Annotated in this window: 15 protein-coding genes; all 15 read right to left on the reverse strand. The window is 62.6% G+C overall.

Annotated elements, in window-relative coordinates:
- Nucleotides 1-55: 55 nt before the first annotated feature.
- Nucleotides 56-823 (reverse strand): iron ABC transporter ATP-binding protein, encoded by a 768-nt coding sequence (locus tag CJEIK_RS10190; protein WP_005292103.1) that lies wholly within the window; start codon nucleotides 821-823, stop codon nucleotides 56-58.
- Nucleotides 820-1878, reverse strand: coding sequence for an iron chelate uptake ABC transporter family permease subunit (locus CJEIK_RS10195; RefSeq protein WP_005292104.1), 1059 nt, complete (start codon nucleotides 1876-1878; stop codon nucleotides 820-822). The genes CJEIK_RS10190 and CJEIK_RS10195 overlap by 4 nt, the downstream gene beginning before the upstream one ends.
- Nucleotides 1878-2879: an ABC transporter permease gene (locus CJEIK_RS10200; protein WP_005292106.1), complete on the reverse strand. Its 1002-nt coding sequence runs from the start codon at nucleotides 2877-2879 to the stop codon at nucleotides 1878-1880. The genes CJEIK_RS10195 and CJEIK_RS10200 overlap by 1 nt, the downstream gene beginning before the upstream one ends.
- Before the next feature lie 89 nt (nucleotides 2880-2968).
- The gene (locus CJEIK_RS10205) at nucleotides 2969-3961 is read right to left on the reverse strand and encodes a siderophore ABC transporter substrate-binding protein (protein WP_005292108.1); all 993 of its coding nucleotides are present in this window, start codon (nucleotides 3959-3961) and stop codon (nucleotides 2969-2971) included.
- Between the two features lie 114 nt (nucleotides 3962-4075).
- Nucleotides 4076-5176 (reverse strand): dTDP-glucose 4,6-dehydratase, encoded by a 1101-nt coding sequence (rfbB, locus tag CJEIK_RS10210; RefSeq protein WP_005292110.1) that lies wholly within the window; start codon nucleotides 5174-5176, stop codon nucleotides 4076-4078.
- 66 nt (nucleotides 5177-5242) lie between these two features.
- Nucleotides 5243-6355 carry a c-type cytochrome biogenesis protein CcsB gene (gene ccsB / locus CJEIK_RS10215; protein WP_005292111.1) on the reverse strand — a complete coding sequence of 371 codons (1113 nt, stop codon included), beginning with the start codon at nucleotides 6353-6355 and terminating at the stop codon, nucleotides 5243-5245.
- A 92-nt stretch (nucleotides 6356-6447) separates the two neighbouring features.
- Nucleotides 6448-8106 carry a cytochrome c biogenesis protein ResB gene (locus tag CJEIK_RS10220; protein WP_005292113.1) on the reverse strand — a complete coding sequence of 553 codons (1659 nt, stop codon included), beginning with the start codon at nucleotides 8104-8106 and terminating at the stop codon, nucleotides 6448-6450.
- Nucleotides 8107-8198: 92 nt separating this feature from the next.
- Nucleotides 8199-8996 carry a cytochrome c biogenesis CcdA family protein gene (locus tag CJEIK_RS10225; protein WP_005292115.1) on the reverse strand — a complete coding sequence of 266 codons (798 nt, stop codon included), beginning with the start codon at nucleotides 8994-8996 and terminating at the stop codon, nucleotides 8199-8201.
- On the reverse strand, nucleotides 8997-9605 hold the full coding sequence (locus CJEIK_RS10230) for a TlpA disulfide reductase family protein (protein ID WP_077536162.1): 609 nt from the start codon (nucleotides 9603-9605) through the stop codon (nucleotides 8997-8999). It lies immediately after the preceding gene.
- Between the two features lies 1 nt (nucleotide 9606).
- Nucleotides 9607-10212: a histidine phosphatase family protein gene (locus CJEIK_RS10235; protein ID WP_034964050.1), complete on the reverse strand. Its 606-nt coding sequence runs from the start codon at nucleotides 10210-10212 to the stop codon at nucleotides 9607-9609.
- Between the two features lie 35 nt (nucleotides 10213-10247).
- A complete protein-coding gene (gene hemL, locus CJEIK_RS10240; protein WP_034964052.1) occupies nucleotides 10248-11579 on the reverse strand; it encodes a glutamate-1-semialdehyde 2,1-aminomutase in 1332 nt (443 codons plus the stop codon).
- A 63-nt stretch (nucleotides 11580-11642) separates the two neighbouring features.
- A complete protein-coding gene (locus tag CJEIK_RS10245; protein ID WP_011274204.1) occupies nucleotides 11643-14414 on the reverse strand; it encodes a heavy metal translocating P-type ATPase in 2772 nt (923 codons plus the stop codon).
- Between the two features lie 5 nt (nucleotides 14415-14419).
- Entirely contained in the window at nucleotides 14420-14965 is a 546-nt protein-coding gene (locus CJEIK_RS10250) for a hypothetical protein (RefSeq protein WP_005292125.1), read from the reverse strand.
- A 2-nt stretch (nucleotides 14966-14967) separates the two neighbouring features.
- Nucleotides 14968-15813 (reverse strand): YfjI family protein, encoded by an 846-nt coding sequence (locus tag CJEIK_RS10255; protein WP_249024828.1) that lies wholly within the window; start codon nucleotides 15811-15813, stop codon nucleotides 14968-14970.
- Nucleotides 15814-15906: 93 nt separating this feature from the next.
- Nucleotides 15907-16911 (reverse strand): porphobilinogen synthase, encoded by a 1005-nt coding sequence (gene hemB, locus CJEIK_RS10260; protein WP_034964055.1) that lies wholly within the window; start codon nucleotides 16909-16911, stop codon nucleotides 15907-15909.
- Nucleotides 16912-16926: the final 15 nt, after the last annotated feature.

Here is a 16926-nt window from a genome sequence, read left to right on the forward strand (position 1 = left end):
GGTTTCTACTTTAGCGGCGCTGCCGGACAACCAACGGCAAGGTTGTGCGGCGAGCTTAGAAGTAGCAGGCCATCGGCCCATCGGGGCCGTCGACGACGGTCACGGGGGTGTCAAAGATGTCGGTCAGAATCTCATCGGTCATGAGCTCCTCCGGGGTGCCGAAGCGCACGATCTGTCCGTCCTTGACGGCACAGATGTGGTCCGAGTATTTCGCCGCGAAATTGATGTCGTGCAGCACCACAATGATGGTGCGGCCAAACTCCGAGGCCGCTCGGCGCAGGTGCTTCATCATCTGCACCGCGTGGGCGATGTCCAGGTTGTTCAGCGGCTCGTCCAGCAGCACATAGTCGGTCTCCTGGCACAGCACCATCGCCACATAAGCGCGCTGCCGCTGCCCGCCGGAGAGCTGATCCAGATAGCGGTTCTCCAGCTCGCGGAGGTTGAAGAAGTCGATATAGGTGGAAATGATCTCCTCGTCCTTCCGCGTCAACCTTCCCTTCGAGTACGGGAAGCGGCCGAAGCCCACCAGCTGTCGGACCGTCAGGCGGGTGACGAAGTGGTTCTCCTGCCGCAGGATCGACAGCACCTTCGCCAGGTCCTTGGACTTCGTGGTGCTCACATCAAAGCCCGCGACCTCGATGGTGCCCTCGTCCAGATCCAGCAGTCGCCCCATCATGGTGAGCAGGGTGGACTTGCCCGCGCCGTTGGGGCCGACCAGGGAGGTCACTCCCCCGGCGGGGATCTCCAGGTTCGCCGGACCGATGCTGGCTCCGGAGCCGGAGGCGTCACTATATTTCTTAGTGACTTCGGACAGCTTGATCACAGTCGACCCTTTCTAAGAATGACGTAGAGGAACACCGTACCGCCGACCAGCTCAATGATGATCGAGACCACGCCTTGCGCGTAGAAGATGTGATTCATCACGAAGTACGCGCCCGCCAGCACGCAGAAGGCCGTGGCAATGGCCATCGGGAAGACGTAGCGGTGGTCGGAGGTGCCCGCGAACTGGTAGGCCAGCGTGGCCACCAAGAATCCCAGGAAGGCCATCGGGCCAACCAGCGCGGTAGAAACAGCCATCAGGACTGCGACCAGGATGAGCACCATGATCGACTTGCCCCGGTGGTTAATACCCAGGTTCGTTGTCGCATCCGGCCCCAAGGCCAGCACGTTGAGAGTGCGGGACATCAACAGCAGCGCGCCCGCGGCCACGGCAACCAGCACGATAGAAATCGGAAAGTACTCCGGCTCCGCGTTATTCACCGACCCGAACAGGCGGGCGGTCAGCAGGTCGAAATCGCTGGGCGTCAATAGGCGCTGCATGAAGGTAGACACCGACCCCAAACCTGCCCCGATAACAATGCCGACCAGCAACATCGCGTGCATGTTCGCGTTCTTGCCGGTGAGCAGCCAGGAATACAGCAGCAGCGCGAAGCCGACCATGAGCACCAGCTGGATGATGTAGGTGGTCATGGTGCGGGCCTCCACCAGACCGCTGCCGCCCAGGAAGAACACGGTGGAGGTGTGGATGGCCACGTACAGCGACTCGAACCCCATGATTGACGGGGTGATGATGCGGTTATTCGTCACCGTCTGGAACGCCACCGTGGCCACGGCCTGGGCAACCGCGACGATGGCGATGGCGATTACCGCGTTCATGCGGCGCTCCGCCAGCAGCCAGAAGCCGCGGGTGCCGAAAGGCATCGGGTTGCCATAGGCCAGCAGCCCCACCGCGGAAGCCACGCCCAGGACAACGATGATGCCGAGGGCTAGCCAGTACTTCGCCGCCATCGACTGCGTGGGGAACGCGCCTGAGGAGCGGCCGGGCGTGCTCGAGAGCAAACGCTGTGGGACCAGCCGCTCGAGGGTTTGGTTCGTCATTAGCGGTTCCTCACAATCAGCACGACAAAGACCACAGCGCCGACGATGCCCAGCACCACGGAAACGGGGATCTCGAAAGGCGAGATCAGTGTGCGGGCCAGTAGGTCACAGGCGGCGACGGTAGCGATGCCCACCAGGCACACCCACGGCAGGTTACTGCGCAGGTCGTCGCCGCGGATCATCGAGACGATGTTCGGCACGATCAGCCCCAGGAAAGGCAGGTTGCCGACCACGACGGTCACCACGCCCACGGCGATGGCGACCATGATGGTGCCGACCAGCACGATCCGTCGGTAGTTCATGCCCACGCTGGTGGCGAAGTCCTCGCCTAGACCAGCCAGGGTCAGACGGTCGGCCAGCAGGAACACGCCCACCACGACCAACAGCACTACCCACAGCACCTCGTACTGGCCCTTGTAGACCGAGGTGAAGCTACCAGCGAACCACACGCCCAGCTGCTGCAGCATGTCGGTCTGCAGGGCGACGAAGGTGGAGACTGCAGAGACGACCGCGCCCAGCATGATTCCCACGATCGGCACGATCAGCGAGGAGCGCAGCGATACGCGCTGCAGGAAGAAGAAGAACACCATCGCGCCGACAAAGGAGAACACGACGGCGCCGACCATCCGCCCCATCACAGTCGCACCGGGGAAGACGACCATCACGAACAGCAGGCCCAAACCCGCCCATTCGGTGGTGCCGGTGGTGGTCGGTGAGACGAAGCGATTCTGCGTGAGCATCTGCATCACCAGCCCGCACATCGCCATCGCCGCGCCCGCCAACACCAATGCGATGGTGCGCGGGACGCGGGTGATGGAGAACATGTCGATGCCATCTTGCGCGTTGAAAACGTCGTATTCGCCGATCAACAGGCTGGCGACGAGAAGCGCCCCCACGACCGTTGCGGCGACGAGGAACTTCCAGTCGACGAGCTTTCCCCGGGTACGCGCAACCCGAGGTTCGTTGTGAACCTCGGGTGATGTAGTGCTCTGAGCAGTCATTCCAGCTGGTCAATTCACTTTCTATAGTGTGCGCGCTGCCGCACGGCGGCAATGCGCGGTACTGCACGGAGGTGTGCAGCGTTAGCGCTTTACTTCCCTTCGAAGGCGTCTGCCAGGGAGTTCAGGATCTCGGTGTAGGTCGTGATCGACTCGTTGATGTACGTATCCTGCGGTGCCACGATCACGTGATCCTCCTTCAGCGCCGGCACGCCCTTCAGAGCATCGGAGCGCTTGATCACGTCTGCTGCCGGGGAGTAATCCGGCTTGTCCGCGTTGATGGCACCGTCGCGGTCCATCACCAGCATCCAGTCCGGCTTCGCATCTGCGATGGCCTCGACGGAGATGTCATCGCCCTCGTGGTTGCTAGAGGCGTTGTCGACCTCCAGTGCCGGGTCCATGCCCAGCCAGTCGAACACAGGACCCCATACGCGGCCGATGTGCGGCGCAACGTAACCGATTTCGCCGCCGGAGACATTGACGGCCATGACCTTCTTGTCGCCATCCAGCTTGTCGTAGGCCTTCTTCGCGCGATCCTTCGCATCGTTGAAGTCCTGCACCATCTTGTCGGCTTCGTCCTTCTTATCGAAGATTTCACCCAGGGTGGTGATCTGGCGGATCAGCTCCTCGTCCATCGGCTTATCCTCGCGGGGCTCCAGCTCCACGACGGCCGCATCCGGGACCAGTTCCTTGATCTCCTCGTCGCGGTCCTTGAAGCGCTGGCCGCTGATCACCAGGTCCGGCTGGGCTGCCACCAGAGCCTCGAAGTCGGGCTCCTTGTGGTTGCCGAGATCCTTGATCTCCTCGTTGTCCTTGTAGTCGGTGACGGTCGCCGGAACCAGCTTCTTCGGAGCAGCGGAAAGCTCCACTCCCCACTCGTTGAGAATCTCGAAGCTGCGGTTATCCAGTGCAACCACGGACTTCGGGTTCTTCGGAACCTGCAGTTCGCCGTTGTTGTCCTCGATGGAGATCGAATCTCCGCTGGATTGGTTGGTCGAGGTGCTCTCATCGGCGGAGCCGCAAGCAGCCAGGGACATACCTGCTGCCACGAGTGCGGCCAGCAGCTTGATGCGATTCTTTGCCATTTTTCCCTTACAAGATTCAAACTAACTTAATGTACAGTTAGCCGAACCTTATATAGGCTCCACTAAGTTAGTCAAGCCTTGCTTAAAAGGGCGGTCACCCCCGCGCGGGTGACGCTACGAGGGATCGATCTCTTCTGCGGTTATTTCTTGTTCGGTGGCGCTGTATTTCTTTTCGGACGCCGCCCTGGACTCAACCCACCACTTCTCATTCCGGCGGTACCATTCCACTGTCTCGGCAAGCCCGGAGGCGAAGTCCGTGAAGCGCGGCTGCCACCCCAGCTCGGCAATGCTGCTGGGGTCGATCGCATAGCGGCGGTCGTGGCCCGGACGGTCGGTGACGTGCACAAAGTCATCCGCCGGGCGGCCGAACAGCTCCAGCAGGTCGCGCACGACCTGCAGGTTGGAGCGCTCCCCCTCTGCGCCAATGAGGTAGGTCTCCCCCAGTTTTCCGGAATCCAGGATCGCCCAGACAGCGTCATTGTGGTCATCCACGTGAATCCAGTCGCGGACGTTCTCACCCGAGCCGTATAAGCGGGGACGATGCCCCTCGATTAAGCCGGTGATCTGCCGCGGGATGAACTTCTCCGGGTGCTGGCGCGGGCCGTAGTTGTTCGAGCAGTTGGAGATAGTGGCCTTCAACCCCCGCGAACGCACGAAGGCGCGGACAAAGTGATCCGCCGCCGCCTTAGATGCAGAGTAGGGCGAGGAGGGGTTGTACGGGGTATCTACCGTGAAGCGATTCGGATCGTCCAGGGCGAGGTCGCCGAAGACCTCGTCGGTGGAAATGTGGTGCAGCCGCACCCCGAGGTCCGCGGCCGCCTGGGCGACATTCAGGGTGCCCTCCACGTTGCTGCGGGCGAAGATCGCGGGGGTAGCCAGGGAGTTATCGTTGTGGCTCTCGGCCGCGAAATGCACGATCGCCACTCGGTCAGCAGCGGACTGCTCGGTCACCGCTATAGCTCGCTCGAGAGCCTCCCGGAACGCCGAGGCATCCGCCACGTCGCCTTCGATGAACTCCATCCGCCCCGGATAAGCTTCCTCCAGCGGGGTGCCGTCGTCGGTGCGCAGATTCAGTGGGTTCGCGGCATACGTGAGGGCGTCATAAATAAGAACCTTGACGTCCGGCCTGGTCTCCAGCGTGCGATGAACGAAGTTCGCGCCGATAAAGCCGGCTCCGCCGGTGACTAGGACGGTGGAGAAGTTCGCCTCGGGCATATTTCACTCCAGACATAGATAACTCCTTCGCAGACACAGCCTGGAAGGAGTGGGGAGACAGGTGATCTAGTTCAGGCCGGCATAAGAGTGCAGGCCGGAGACCACCATGTTGATGAAGAAGAGGTTGAAGACCATCGTGGCGAAGGCGAAGACGTTGATCCACGCGGACTTCGGGCCACGCCAGCCCGGGGTGGCGCGGGCGTGCAGGTAGGCGGCGTAGAGGATCCAGGTGATGAAGGAAACGGTCTCCTTCGGATCCCAGCCCCAGAAGCGGCCCCATGCGGCATCCGCCCAGATGGCGCCGAAGATGATACCCAAACCGAAGATCGGCAGTGCCCACACGGCGGTGCGGTAGGCCAGTGCATCCAGCTTGGTGACATCCGGCAGCGGGGCGGCTACAGTGCCCAACCAGCCCTTTTCCTCACCCTTCGGGTACTTACGGCGCAGCAGGTACATCAGGGAAGCCATGCCGGAGATCAAGCCGATGCCGGCGCCAATAGACACCACGGATACGTGGATGACGAACCAGTAAGACTGCAGCGCCGGCACAACCGGGGCGGTCTCCGCGTACAGCTTGGTGCCAGCGTAAAACAGCAGGCCGGCGACCGGGGTCAGGATCCAGGGCCACATCACACGCATTGCCTTGCGGCGGATCATGAGCGCGGCAACGATCATGGCGAACAAGGTGACCACGCCGACGTACTCGAACAGGTTGCCCCACGGGAAGCGGTTGGCAGCCAGGCCACGCAGGATCACGAACACCGCGTGGATTGCGATGGCCAGCCAGACCAGGGACTGGGTGATACCACCGAGCTTATTGGAGCGGTCCAGGGTCTTGGAGATACTCTCGGAGCGCAGGCGCTCCGGCAGCTGTGCCTCGAAGGAGGCGAAGTCGGGCTCGATGTCGTCGCCCGTAATCTCACCGGCATCGGCAACATCCGAGTCGGTCGCGTCGCCCGTAGCACCTGCGCCTACGGTCACCTTGGTGGTGGAGGCAGCGCGCGCGGAGTGCTCCGCCTGCAGCTTCTCCAGCTCCTCGGCGCGCTGGCGGCGGCGATCCGCACTCATGCGAACCATGCCGTAGTACACCAGGGATACGGCGAGCGCCAGCAGGTACAGCGCCTCCGCGGAGCGGAAAGCCAAGTCGGAGAATTCGGATAGCTGCGGATCGATCTGCATCGAAAATCCTTCTAAAGAAAAGTCTTAAATCGCTACAAAATATCAGCTTAGCGCCTGTTCACGCGCTTCCACAATCACCCGTTCGGGGTATTTCAGCCCCGTGGCTCCAGGTGATCGTCGACGTGGTCCTCCCAGTCGGCGGAATCCACGTCGTACTCCTCGTCCAGGGCCTCTTCCTCCAGCCCCAGCACGCGCTCGGCGCGGCGGTTGAACTCGCGACCCCAGCCGGCGGAGTCCGTGCGGGAAAGGCCGGCGATCTGGATGCGGGTGCCCTCGCCTTCCGGGGTGATGCGCACCCAGAAGCGGCGACGTTTCACGGCCAGGGAGGCGACCAGCGAGGCCAGCATCAGCACAGCAAATACCAGCACCCAGGTGGTCGTCGGGTCCTTGGAGATCTGCAGGTTCACGAATTCCTTGGCTCCGTCGAAGGTGATTTCCGTGCCATCGTCCAGGGTGACGGATTCGCCCTTCTCCAGGTTCACGCGATCCAGCATCTGCATCTGGCCGGAATGCAGGGCCTCCGAATCCAACGCGAAGATGTTTTGGCTGCGGCCACCATCCAGGCCAGTATCACCACGGTAAATGTCGATCGCCACCGCGGGATCGCGCATTGCCGGGAAGTTGGAGGAAAGGATCTTGCCATTCGGCCCGGTCCACTCCGCCGACGGCGCGAACAGCCCCTGTAGGGAGATCTGGTTCTTGCGACGCTCCTGCAGGTCGGGGTACATGCCCGCGGGCGGGTCCCAGCGCACCGCGCCGGAGGACAGGAAGTACGTCATATCGTCCGGGCGGAACTGCACGGTCTCGGTGCGCTTCTCCCCGTTCGGCCACTTAATCGTGAACGTCGGAGCATAGCCGTGGCCCTGCAGGTACACACGGTTTCCCTCGATGCGCAGCGGGTGATTCACCTTCAGCGTCTCGTGCTCCCACTGATCCGTCGACTTGAAGGCATCCTCCTTGCCTGCATAGTCGATGTTGGACTCAAAACCCACCGCCTGGCCATTCTGCAGGTAGTCGGCCTTGAAGTCCTTGACGTTCACGCAGAAGGGAGTCAGCCCCGTGCCGTCGAACACCGGGCCGTTGCGGAAGGAATCGAAGTTGGAAACTGCGGAGTTGCAGAACTGCGACTGCTCAGTATCCGTCCCGGCCACCACGATGACCTGCCCTTCGTAGTACACCATTTTGCCCATCGCCACCGCGATGAGAATGCCCACCAGAGACAGGTGGAAGATCAGGTTCGCAGCCTCGCGCAGGTAGCCCTTCTCCGCGGACATGGACCATGCCCCGGCGCGGTCGTTTTCCTTGTCGACCTCGTTGACGTTCCAGCCCTTAAACTCCTCGCGCAGGGATTTCTGCACGTCCTCCACCGATTCATCGACGGTGCCAGAGTAGTGATAGGGCATGCGGTCCAGGCGCTTCGGCGCCGGCGGCGGGGAGGAACGCAGGGCTTTGTAGTGGTCGATACTGCGCGGCAGGATGCAGCCGACCAGGGAGATAAACAGCAGTACGTAGATCGCCACAAACCAGGTGGACCCAAAGACGTCGAAAAGCTGTAGCTTGTCGAAGACCTCGGCGGTCTTGCCGTTGGCGTCAATATACTCGGCAACCTTGCCCTCATTGAGCGACCGTTGTGGCAGCAGCGCACCTGGGATCGCAGCCAGCGCCAGCAGGAAAAGCAGCACCAGGGCGGTCTTCATCTTCGTGAGCCACTGCCAGCCCTTCTTCGGCAAGCTCAGGATCTTCTTCAGCATGGTTGCTCTTTCGTACTTTCGCTCTCTCGTTATTATTGACGCCCACTTCTCGGCCGCGACCTTTTCCCTTAAGCCAACGGCAGCGGATCGGCTTAGATCGGCAGGGTCTTATCCGAGATGAATACCTCCCGGATATAGTCCACGAACGTCGCCCACTGGCCGGTGACCAGCAGCAAGCCGACAATGATCAGCAGCGCGCCGCCGATCATCTGGATGGTGCGGGAGTGCTTGCGCAGCCAACCGATACCCGTCAGCGCCTTCGAGGACCCCAGCGCCACGACAATGAATGGTAGCCCGAGGCCCAGACAATAGGCGACGATCAAGATCACACCGCGGGCGGCGGTCATCCCCTGGGTGCCGGCGGATACCGAAATGATGGAGGCCAGTGTGGGGCCCAGGCAGGGTGTCCAGCCCAGGGCGAACACTCCGCCCAGCAGCGGTGCCCCGGCGATGGTGGTCCAGCGCTTTGGGCTGAGGCGCGTGTCGCGCTGCAGAGGGGAAATGAAGCCCATGAACACCACGCCCATGGCTATGGTGACCACGCCACCGATGCGCATCAGCAGGTCCTGGTTCAGCCTCAGCGCGCTGATCACCCCGAAGACCGTGACCGTAGCCAGCACGAACACCACGGTAAAGCCCAGCACGAACAGTAACGCTGCGGTGGCCACCCGGCCACGCTTGGCCTTGACTACCGCGCCTTGTTCCGTGAACTCGGTCTCCGCACCCACTACTCCGGCGAGGTAGGAAATATACCCCGGTACCAGCGGAATCACGCACGGGGAGGCGAAGGAAACCAGGCCCGCGGCGGCAGATACCAGCAACGCAAGCAGTAGCGGACCGGCTGCGGCCGTATCCGCGAAAGTCTCTCCGATGGACTCCGCGAGGATCATTTACGCTTCCTCGTCCAACAGCGGCTCGACCTGCTCCCACAGCTCCTTGTCGGTGATTTCCTTCAAGAAGATGTGAGCCGGGCGGTGCTGCTTATCCAACACGATGGTGGTGGGAATCACGGAGGCCGGCACGCCGCCAAGCGCCAGGGCGGTCTTAAACGGTGGGTCGTAGATCGACGGGTAGGTGATCCCGTTGTCCTTCACAAAATCCTGCGGTTTTTCCTTGACGTTGTCGCGCACGTTGATGCCAAGGACGGTGCCGCCACCGTGTTTTTCCAGTTTCTCCTGGACACGCTGCAGATCGTCGGATTCGCTTCGGCACGGCCCACACCACTGGCCCCAGGCGTTCAGCACTACGACCTGCCCCTCGAAGTCCGAAAGGTTGATGTCATCGCCGCCGTCCAGGTTGGTGCCGGTGAAGTCGGCGACTTCCTTGCGCTCTTCTGGCTTGTAGTGGATGCTGGTCTGTCCGCCGGGGGCGACGAACTCGAACGTTCCACCACTGGCCACTGCGTCCTTGCCCGCGGTGTTGCCCTCTCCGCAGGCGGTGAGCACCGCACCGCTAGCAAGCAGAGTTGCCGCAAGCACTGCCGTTAGCTTTTTACGCACCTTAAATCTCCTGCGCCGGCTCGGAATAGTAGATGTCCGTCAGCTGTCCGCCGTCGAAGACGAGCGAAGTCACGGAGGCCAAATCACACTGGCGGTCGGCCGGATTGTGAGCCAGGGGCAGGCCCTGCACGTCCCGCTGGATCATCACGATCGGTAGCTGGTGGCTAACCAGCACGGCCTCGTGCCCGCGGGCCTTCTCACGCGCCGCGTCGACGGCCTCCCACATTCGGTCGGCGATCTCCTGGTAGGGCTCACCCCAACTAGGAATGGTGGGGTTCTTCAGCATGGGCCAGCGCTTCGGGTTCCACAGCGCGCTGCGCACACCCTTAATGTGCAGACCCTGCAGATCGTTACCCGCCTCGATGATGCGCTCGTCCGTGTGGACCTCCAGCCCCAGCTTCTCGGAGAAAGGACGGGCGGTTTCCTGTGCCCGCTGCAGCGGGGAGGCCGCCAAGTACACCACGTCGTGGTCAGCAAGGTCGGCTGCGGTGGCATGGGCCATGTTTCGCCCCCGCTCAGAGAGGTGATAACCGGGCAAACGGCCATAGAGAATGCGGTCCGGGTTGTGCACTTCTCCGTGCCGTACTAGGTGAACGATCGTTGCCATGGTCACCTAGCTTAGCGCGGACCCCAGCATGAGACCTAAGCCGACGGGGTGGCCGCTGCCGCAGCCTCCGCAGCCGGCGTAGCGGCCGCCGCGATCTTCTCAAAGTCGGCGTCAGTCAGTGCGGTGGAGACGAACCAGGTCTCGAAGACGCTCGGCGGAGCGAACACACCGCGCTCCAGGAAGGCGTGGAAGAAGGCCGGGTAGCGGAAGGTATCCGCGGCCTTCATGTCCGCGAAGTTCGCACCCTCCCCCTCGGCGAAGCGCACGCTCAACATGCTGCCCGCGCGCTGAATGTGGTGGGCCACGGAGGCCTTCGTCAATGCGTCGGACAGGATGCCTGCCAGCGCGTCGGCATTCGCATCGAGCTTCTGGTACGCGGCGGCGTCAGCCAACTTCAAAGAGGCTAGACCCGAGGCGACAGCGACGGGATTGCCCGACAGAGTACCGGCCTGATAGACCGGGCCAACCGGTGCGAGGTGATCCATGATCTCCGCCTTACCGCCGAAAGCAGCGGCGGGCAGGCCGCCGGAAACAACCTTGCCGAACGTGGTCAGGTCGCCGGCCACACCATCCTTGCCGTACCAGCCGGACTCGCTGACGCGGAAGCCAGTCATAACCTCATCGACAATCAATAGGGCTCCGTTCTCGTGGGCAATGCGCTGCAACTCCGCGTTGAAGCCCCGCGGGTTCACGGTGCCCATGTTGCCGGCGGCACCCTCCACGATGATTGCGGCGATCTCACCCTCGTGAGAGGCAAACGCATCTTCCACGGCCTGCACGTCACGGTAGGGCACCACGACGGTATCGCCTGCAGCGGCCTTGGTGATGCCCGGGGAATCCGGCAGACCGAACGTAGCCACGCCGGATCCGGCGGCCACCAGCAGCGAATCGACGTGACCGTGGTAGCAGCCCTCGAACTTCAGGATCTTGTCGCGGCCGGTGTAGCCGCGGGCGAGGCGGATGGCGGACATCGTAGCCTCAGTTCCGGAATTCACCAGGCGAGCTTTCTCCACGGAGGTGCGGCGGACGATCTCCTCCACCAGGTCCACCTCCATCGTGGTCGGCGCGCCGAAGGAAAGACCGTGCCCCGCGGCCTCCCGGACAGCCTCCACGATCTGCGGGTGTGCATGCCCGTGGATCATCGGCCCCCAAGAGCAAAACAGATCCACATAGGAGTTGCCGTCGACGTCGTGCAGCGTGGAGCCCTGCGCGGAAGTGATAAACGGCGGGGTGCCGCCCACAGATCCAAACGCACGTACCGGAGAGTTCACGCCGCCCGGGATCAGGGAGCGGGCTCGGTCGAAGGCCTTCTCGCTGGCCTGGTGCGAAGAGTTGTTCGAGTGCTGAGAGTCAGCGTTGACAGACACGAAAGGGATCCTTCCTGCCACTTCACTAGTGGTTAGCTTGCAATCCCCACCAGCCTAGCGCGGCTAGCGCTGGGACTGCTCATACTCCTCGTCCGCAGCCTCCGCGCGAGCCAGAGAAATCGCCTCGGCGCGCTGGCTTTCCTGCTTGCGTAGCTCCCGGATCTCCCTCCGACGCTCCACCCAGCCCTGCCACGAATGGGTCTGACGCAGGGTGCCGCGCGCGTAATTGCGGTGCAAGATGCGCGCGCTGCGGGTCTCAATCAACGTGGAGCTAAGTAGCATAAACACGGTAGCCAGCAGCGGGTTGAGCACGCCGGCGACTGCCAGAGCCGCGCCGACCGCGTTATAGGTCCAGGACAACCACACGTTCCAGTCGGTGGTGTTGCGGATGTGTCGAACCAGGTTCACCAGCTCCGGCAGCGCGGAAACATCCTCGCGCTGCATCACCACGTCCGCCACATCGGCGGCGGAGGGGTCGATGCGGTTGGACGAAGTCATGAGGATGCCCACATCCGCAACTCGCAACGCTCCCAGGACGTCGCTATCGCCCACCATCGCCACGCGCACGCCCATGGCGTGCACACCGCGCACAGTAGCCTCCTTGCGGTTCGGCGCGATACCGGCCAACACAGTGGAGATCCCGAGTGCGTTCGCCGTACGACGTGCCACAGGATAGATATCACGGGAGAGCATGTAGGTTTCCATCTGCATGTCCTCCAGCCTGTCGATCGCAGCCGGGGCATCATCCTTGAAACTATCTGCCAGGTTGATGACGCCGCGGTCCTTGCCCTTCCAGCTGACGATCACGGGCGAGCCACCGTTCAAAGCTGCCGTGGCCAGACGCGGATCGCGGATCTCACCCAGGTCGTGCGGGCGCCACAGGCGTGCCTTGACGTGACGCATCTCCCCTTCCATCGGCAGCTCCACCATGCCCTCGAAGGTTCCGTCCTTGGTGATCTTCACCTCCCCCACGTCCAGCCAGTGGGGAATGCCCTCCCCTCCAGCGCCGCTGTCGCGTGCCTCGCGGTCGGCGCGCACCAGCGCCTGGGAGACCGCGTGATTCGACTCCAGGGACAAGGCACCGGCCACACGGAGGATCAGGTCCGGGTTCTCCCCCTTGACAGGCGTCACGTCGATGACGTGCATCGGCCCATCGGTGAGGGTGCCCACGCGGTTGAAGATGATGGCGTCCACCTCAGCGAGCTTGTGAATGGTACTCGTATCGCGCAGTAGAGCACCCGCAGTGGCAGCACGCCACAGCCCCAAACGCAGAGCCAACGGCGCGGACAGAGCCAGAGCGACCGGTGCGACAACTGCCAACAGAGACAAGGCTGTGGCCATCGCTGCATCGACGGACTTAGTGACGGCCAGCCAGGCAATGAAGTCTACAGCGGCCAGCACAAAAGCCCACGGCACAAGCAGGCTGGCGGTTCGGTTTGTCAGCTGGGTCAAACGAGTCTCGTCCAGCGCGGACCCGCGCACCCAACGGTGCATGGCGGCCAGGCGCGTAGAGGAACCCGTGGCGTGCACGCGCATCTTCAAGGTTCCACCGTAATTCCGGGCACCGGCAAAGATGCGGTCGCCGACTGAGACCTCGAAAATACGGTGCATACCGCCAACGGGACCCATGTCGACTAGGGACTTACCACTGATGATCTCGCCGTCGCTGGGCACCATCATGCCGGTGGGAATGATGATGTCATCGCCAGTTCGGATCTCCGCGATCGGGATGTCCTTCTTTCCCGTCTTCGACTTCCGAGTCTTACGCACCACCGTGACTTCCTTGGCGGCGGGGACAGTCAGCACGGAAAGCATCGACTTCGAACGCAGCGCCGTGCGCCGGGACAGCAACCTACCGAACAACAGCAGGATCGTCCCGCCGCAGGCGACGTCGAAGAAGATCGCGCCATCAATTTCTTCCGCGGACCACACTCCGGCGAACAAAACCAAATGAGTTTGCCAGCCCACGTTGCCAGCAGAAGTGAAAATCAACGTACAGGCCGAGTACAGATAGGCCAGCAAGATCGCCACGGAACTGGCGCCGTCCAAGGCGGATTGCCTGCGTCTTAACCCGCCGAAGAATGCCCGGTGGAAAGGCCATGCGCACCACGTCGCCACCGGAGTGGCCAGCGCCAAGCAGACCCACTGCCAGTAGTCGAACTGCCAGGCGGAAACTAGCTGCAGCACCACCACCGGAAGTCCCAGCACTACGGCAACGATTAGCCGCATCCGGGTAATAAGTTGCCGGGCGGTGTGCAGTCCTTCAGTGGAGTCGAAGGGGTGCTGTCGGCGGAATTTCTCCAGCTCCACTTTGTTCCGGTCACGCCGCTTGCGGCTTTCGGCCGCAGCCCACGCACGCCGGTGATCACTGGCGTGGCGCCGCATGCGGCGGCGAGTCTCCTCGATCTCCAACCGTGAAGCACGACGGCGCAGGGAGGAATCCGTCAACCAGCTATCCAAGTTGTGCTTGTCCAGCACCTCTTGGATCTGGGCAGGCCGCACGCGATCTTCGGCGGAGATCCATGCCATGCCTGTGGAATACACCACCGACGCTTGCACGCCGGGGATGTCATTGAGCTCCTCCTCCACGGTGGTGGCAGCCACCGCGGAATCTAGCCCTTCCAGGCGGTAGGCGAAACTGGCTAGCCCCCAGTGTTCCCGGGCGGCACGGTCGGCTTCCTCTTCTTCGGAGGGCAACCGATCCATATTGAAGCCGGCCTTCGCCGCTGCCTCGCGAGCCTGCACGATCGCATTGTCGACGTCGTCGATCCCCACGGAGGCTTTTCTCGCCGCCCGGCTGCTGGCCGGGACGATCTTTGATTCGTTCTCAATCATCTCCACTAGCTCCGCAGGCTATCGCCCGGCAGGGTTCCGTCGCCTTCGATGGGCGGTCCGTCGAGCCGATGCCCGGCGTCAAAAAACGGGTTAACCGCAGGACGGTAGGCCAACAGCAGCGCGACGGCCAGCAGCAAGGCCAGGATGGCCTGACCAGGGCCGGTGAAGCCGAAAACCCAGCCTGCCAGCATAAACAGAATGCCCAGCGCGCCGAACCACAGCACCAGGCGACGCTTGCCACGGTAACCGTCGCGTACGCCACGGGAGAAGTAAACCAGCACAGCGCCGACCACGACGTTGATTCCACCGAGGATTCGCACGTTGTTACGCACGAAGTTCATGTGTTCGGCTTCCTCTGCGTTCATCGGCTCACGGTCCCACGAGGCCGTCAAAGCCAGCACTCCGAAGAAAACCATTAGTAGCCCCAGAACCACCAGCATGACGAAGCTGACGATCACCATGCGCGGCGTAGGGTCACCGGGCTGCCAGTACCTAACGTCACGGTTCGGATCCTGGCCGCTCGGCACCATCGAGGGGAACATTGCGGGCATGGTCAGCGCCCTCCCCAGGTGTGGTCGGTCCGGTCGGTGTGATCGGTGCGGTCTCTATCGTTGCTGTTCTTTTGTTGTTTTAGCTCTTCTTTTTGACGCCGCGCTTCCGCCTTGTACTCCTCCATCTCCTTGGAGTACTTCTCCATCTCCTTGTCGCTAGGCATGCCCAGCCAGTCGTGATTCTCCGGACGGGACATGAACCACAGGCCCAGTGCAGCGCATACGCCGGAAAGGATAGTCAAAACGCCGATGAGCAGCACGAACCCCACGGGCATGAACTCCGGCCCGCTAGCGAACGTGATGAGCACCGCGTTGAAAATCATGAACACGGAGGCGACGTTCAGGAACAGCCGGGAGTACGGGGCTCCGCGGCCCGCGCGCCAAGCCAGAAAGGCGCATGCAGCCGAGGCGGCGATCCCCCACACCAGCGAGCTGATGTTCACCTGTGTGGCGATTTCGGAGGCATCTTGGTCTGCCAGAACACTGGCGAACATTCCGCTTTGGCTGTCTAGAATTCCCTGACTGCTCTGGGTCAGCGCGCGTGGGTCGACGATATTGGCCACAAACTGCACCACACTGGCCAGCAGTTGTAGCACGGATACAGCCAGCCAAGCCCACACGCCGTAACGGACGTCTTCCGGCGCTTCCTTGAGGTTCGGCGCAAGACCATCCTTGCGCCCCACCTTCGGAGGCCTCGGTGGCCTAAGGGGCTGCTGCGGGCCGTTTTGGCCCTGCGGTCCCTGCGGATTCTGGGGGGCGTACTGCCCCTGCGGCCCCGGCGGCGGTCCCGGCTGAGAGCCGCCCGGGGAACCACCCTGGAGACGGGGATCGTGTTGCTGTGTACTCATACGTGCGCTGCTGTCGGTGCTGTTCATACAGCCATCTAGCCTACTGTGATTCTTGTTGGTTAAGCATCTTTGGGCACGTGGACCGCGAAGCGCCTAGCCCCGCAGCATCTGCGCCACGCGGGTTGCCCAGTAGGTCAGGATGATGTCCGCCCCGGCGCGGCGGATGCCATAGATGGATTCCATAATCGCGGCTTCCTCGTCAATCCACCCGTTCTGGGCAGCTGCGGAGATCATCGCGTACTCGCCGGATACCTGGTAGGCCGCCACGGGCACCGGAGACATGTCCGCCACCTCGCGCAGCACGTCTAGGTACGGCATCGCGGGTTTAACCATCACCATGTCCGCGCCCTCGTCGATATCCAGCTGGGTTTCCAGGATGGATTCCCGCAGGTTGCGGGGGTCCTGCTGGTAGGTGCGGCGATCGCCCTGTAGCGAGGAGCCCACCGCCTCACGGAAGGGACCGAAGAAGGCGGAGGCGTACTTAGCGGAGTAGGCCATGATCGATACGTCCTGGTGGCCGGCCTCATCCAGTGCCTCGCGGATGTGGCGGATCTGCCCGTCCATCATTCCGGAGGGGCTCACAATGTGTGCACCGGCTTCAGCTTGGGCAACTGCCATCTTCGCGTACTGCGGCAGGGTTGCATCATTGTCCACGATCTTATGACCATAGCGATCGGTGGAAAGCACGCCGCAGTGGCCATGATCTGTGAACTCGTCCAGGCAGGTATCGGCCATCACCAAGATGTCGTCGCCGAAGCGCTCGCGGACGGCGCGCAGGCCGCGGTTGAGAATGCCATCCTCGGCTACCGCCTGGCTACCGGTCGCATCCTTGTCCTCATCCAGCGGCACTCCGAACAGGTCGATGGATCCCACACCTGCGTTCGCGGCTTCTTCCACCGCGCGCAGCAGAGAATCCTCGGTGTGCTGCTGCACGCCAGGCAGGCTGGTGATGTCCCGCGGGGCATCCAGCCCATCGGCGATAAACATCGGCAGCACCAGCCGGTTGGGGTTCAGATCCGTCTCCGCAGTGAAGTTGCGCATCTGCGGAGTCGTGCGGAGTCGACGGGGACGGCGGAACGGGGTGTAGTTCGAAGTCATGCCAACGATGCTACT

The sequence above is a fragment of the Corynebacterium jeikeium genome, assembly GCF_028609885.1.
GTDB classification, from domain to species: Bacteria; Actinomycetota; Actinomycetes; order Mycobacteriales; family Mycobacteriaceae; genus Corynebacterium; species Corynebacterium jeikeium.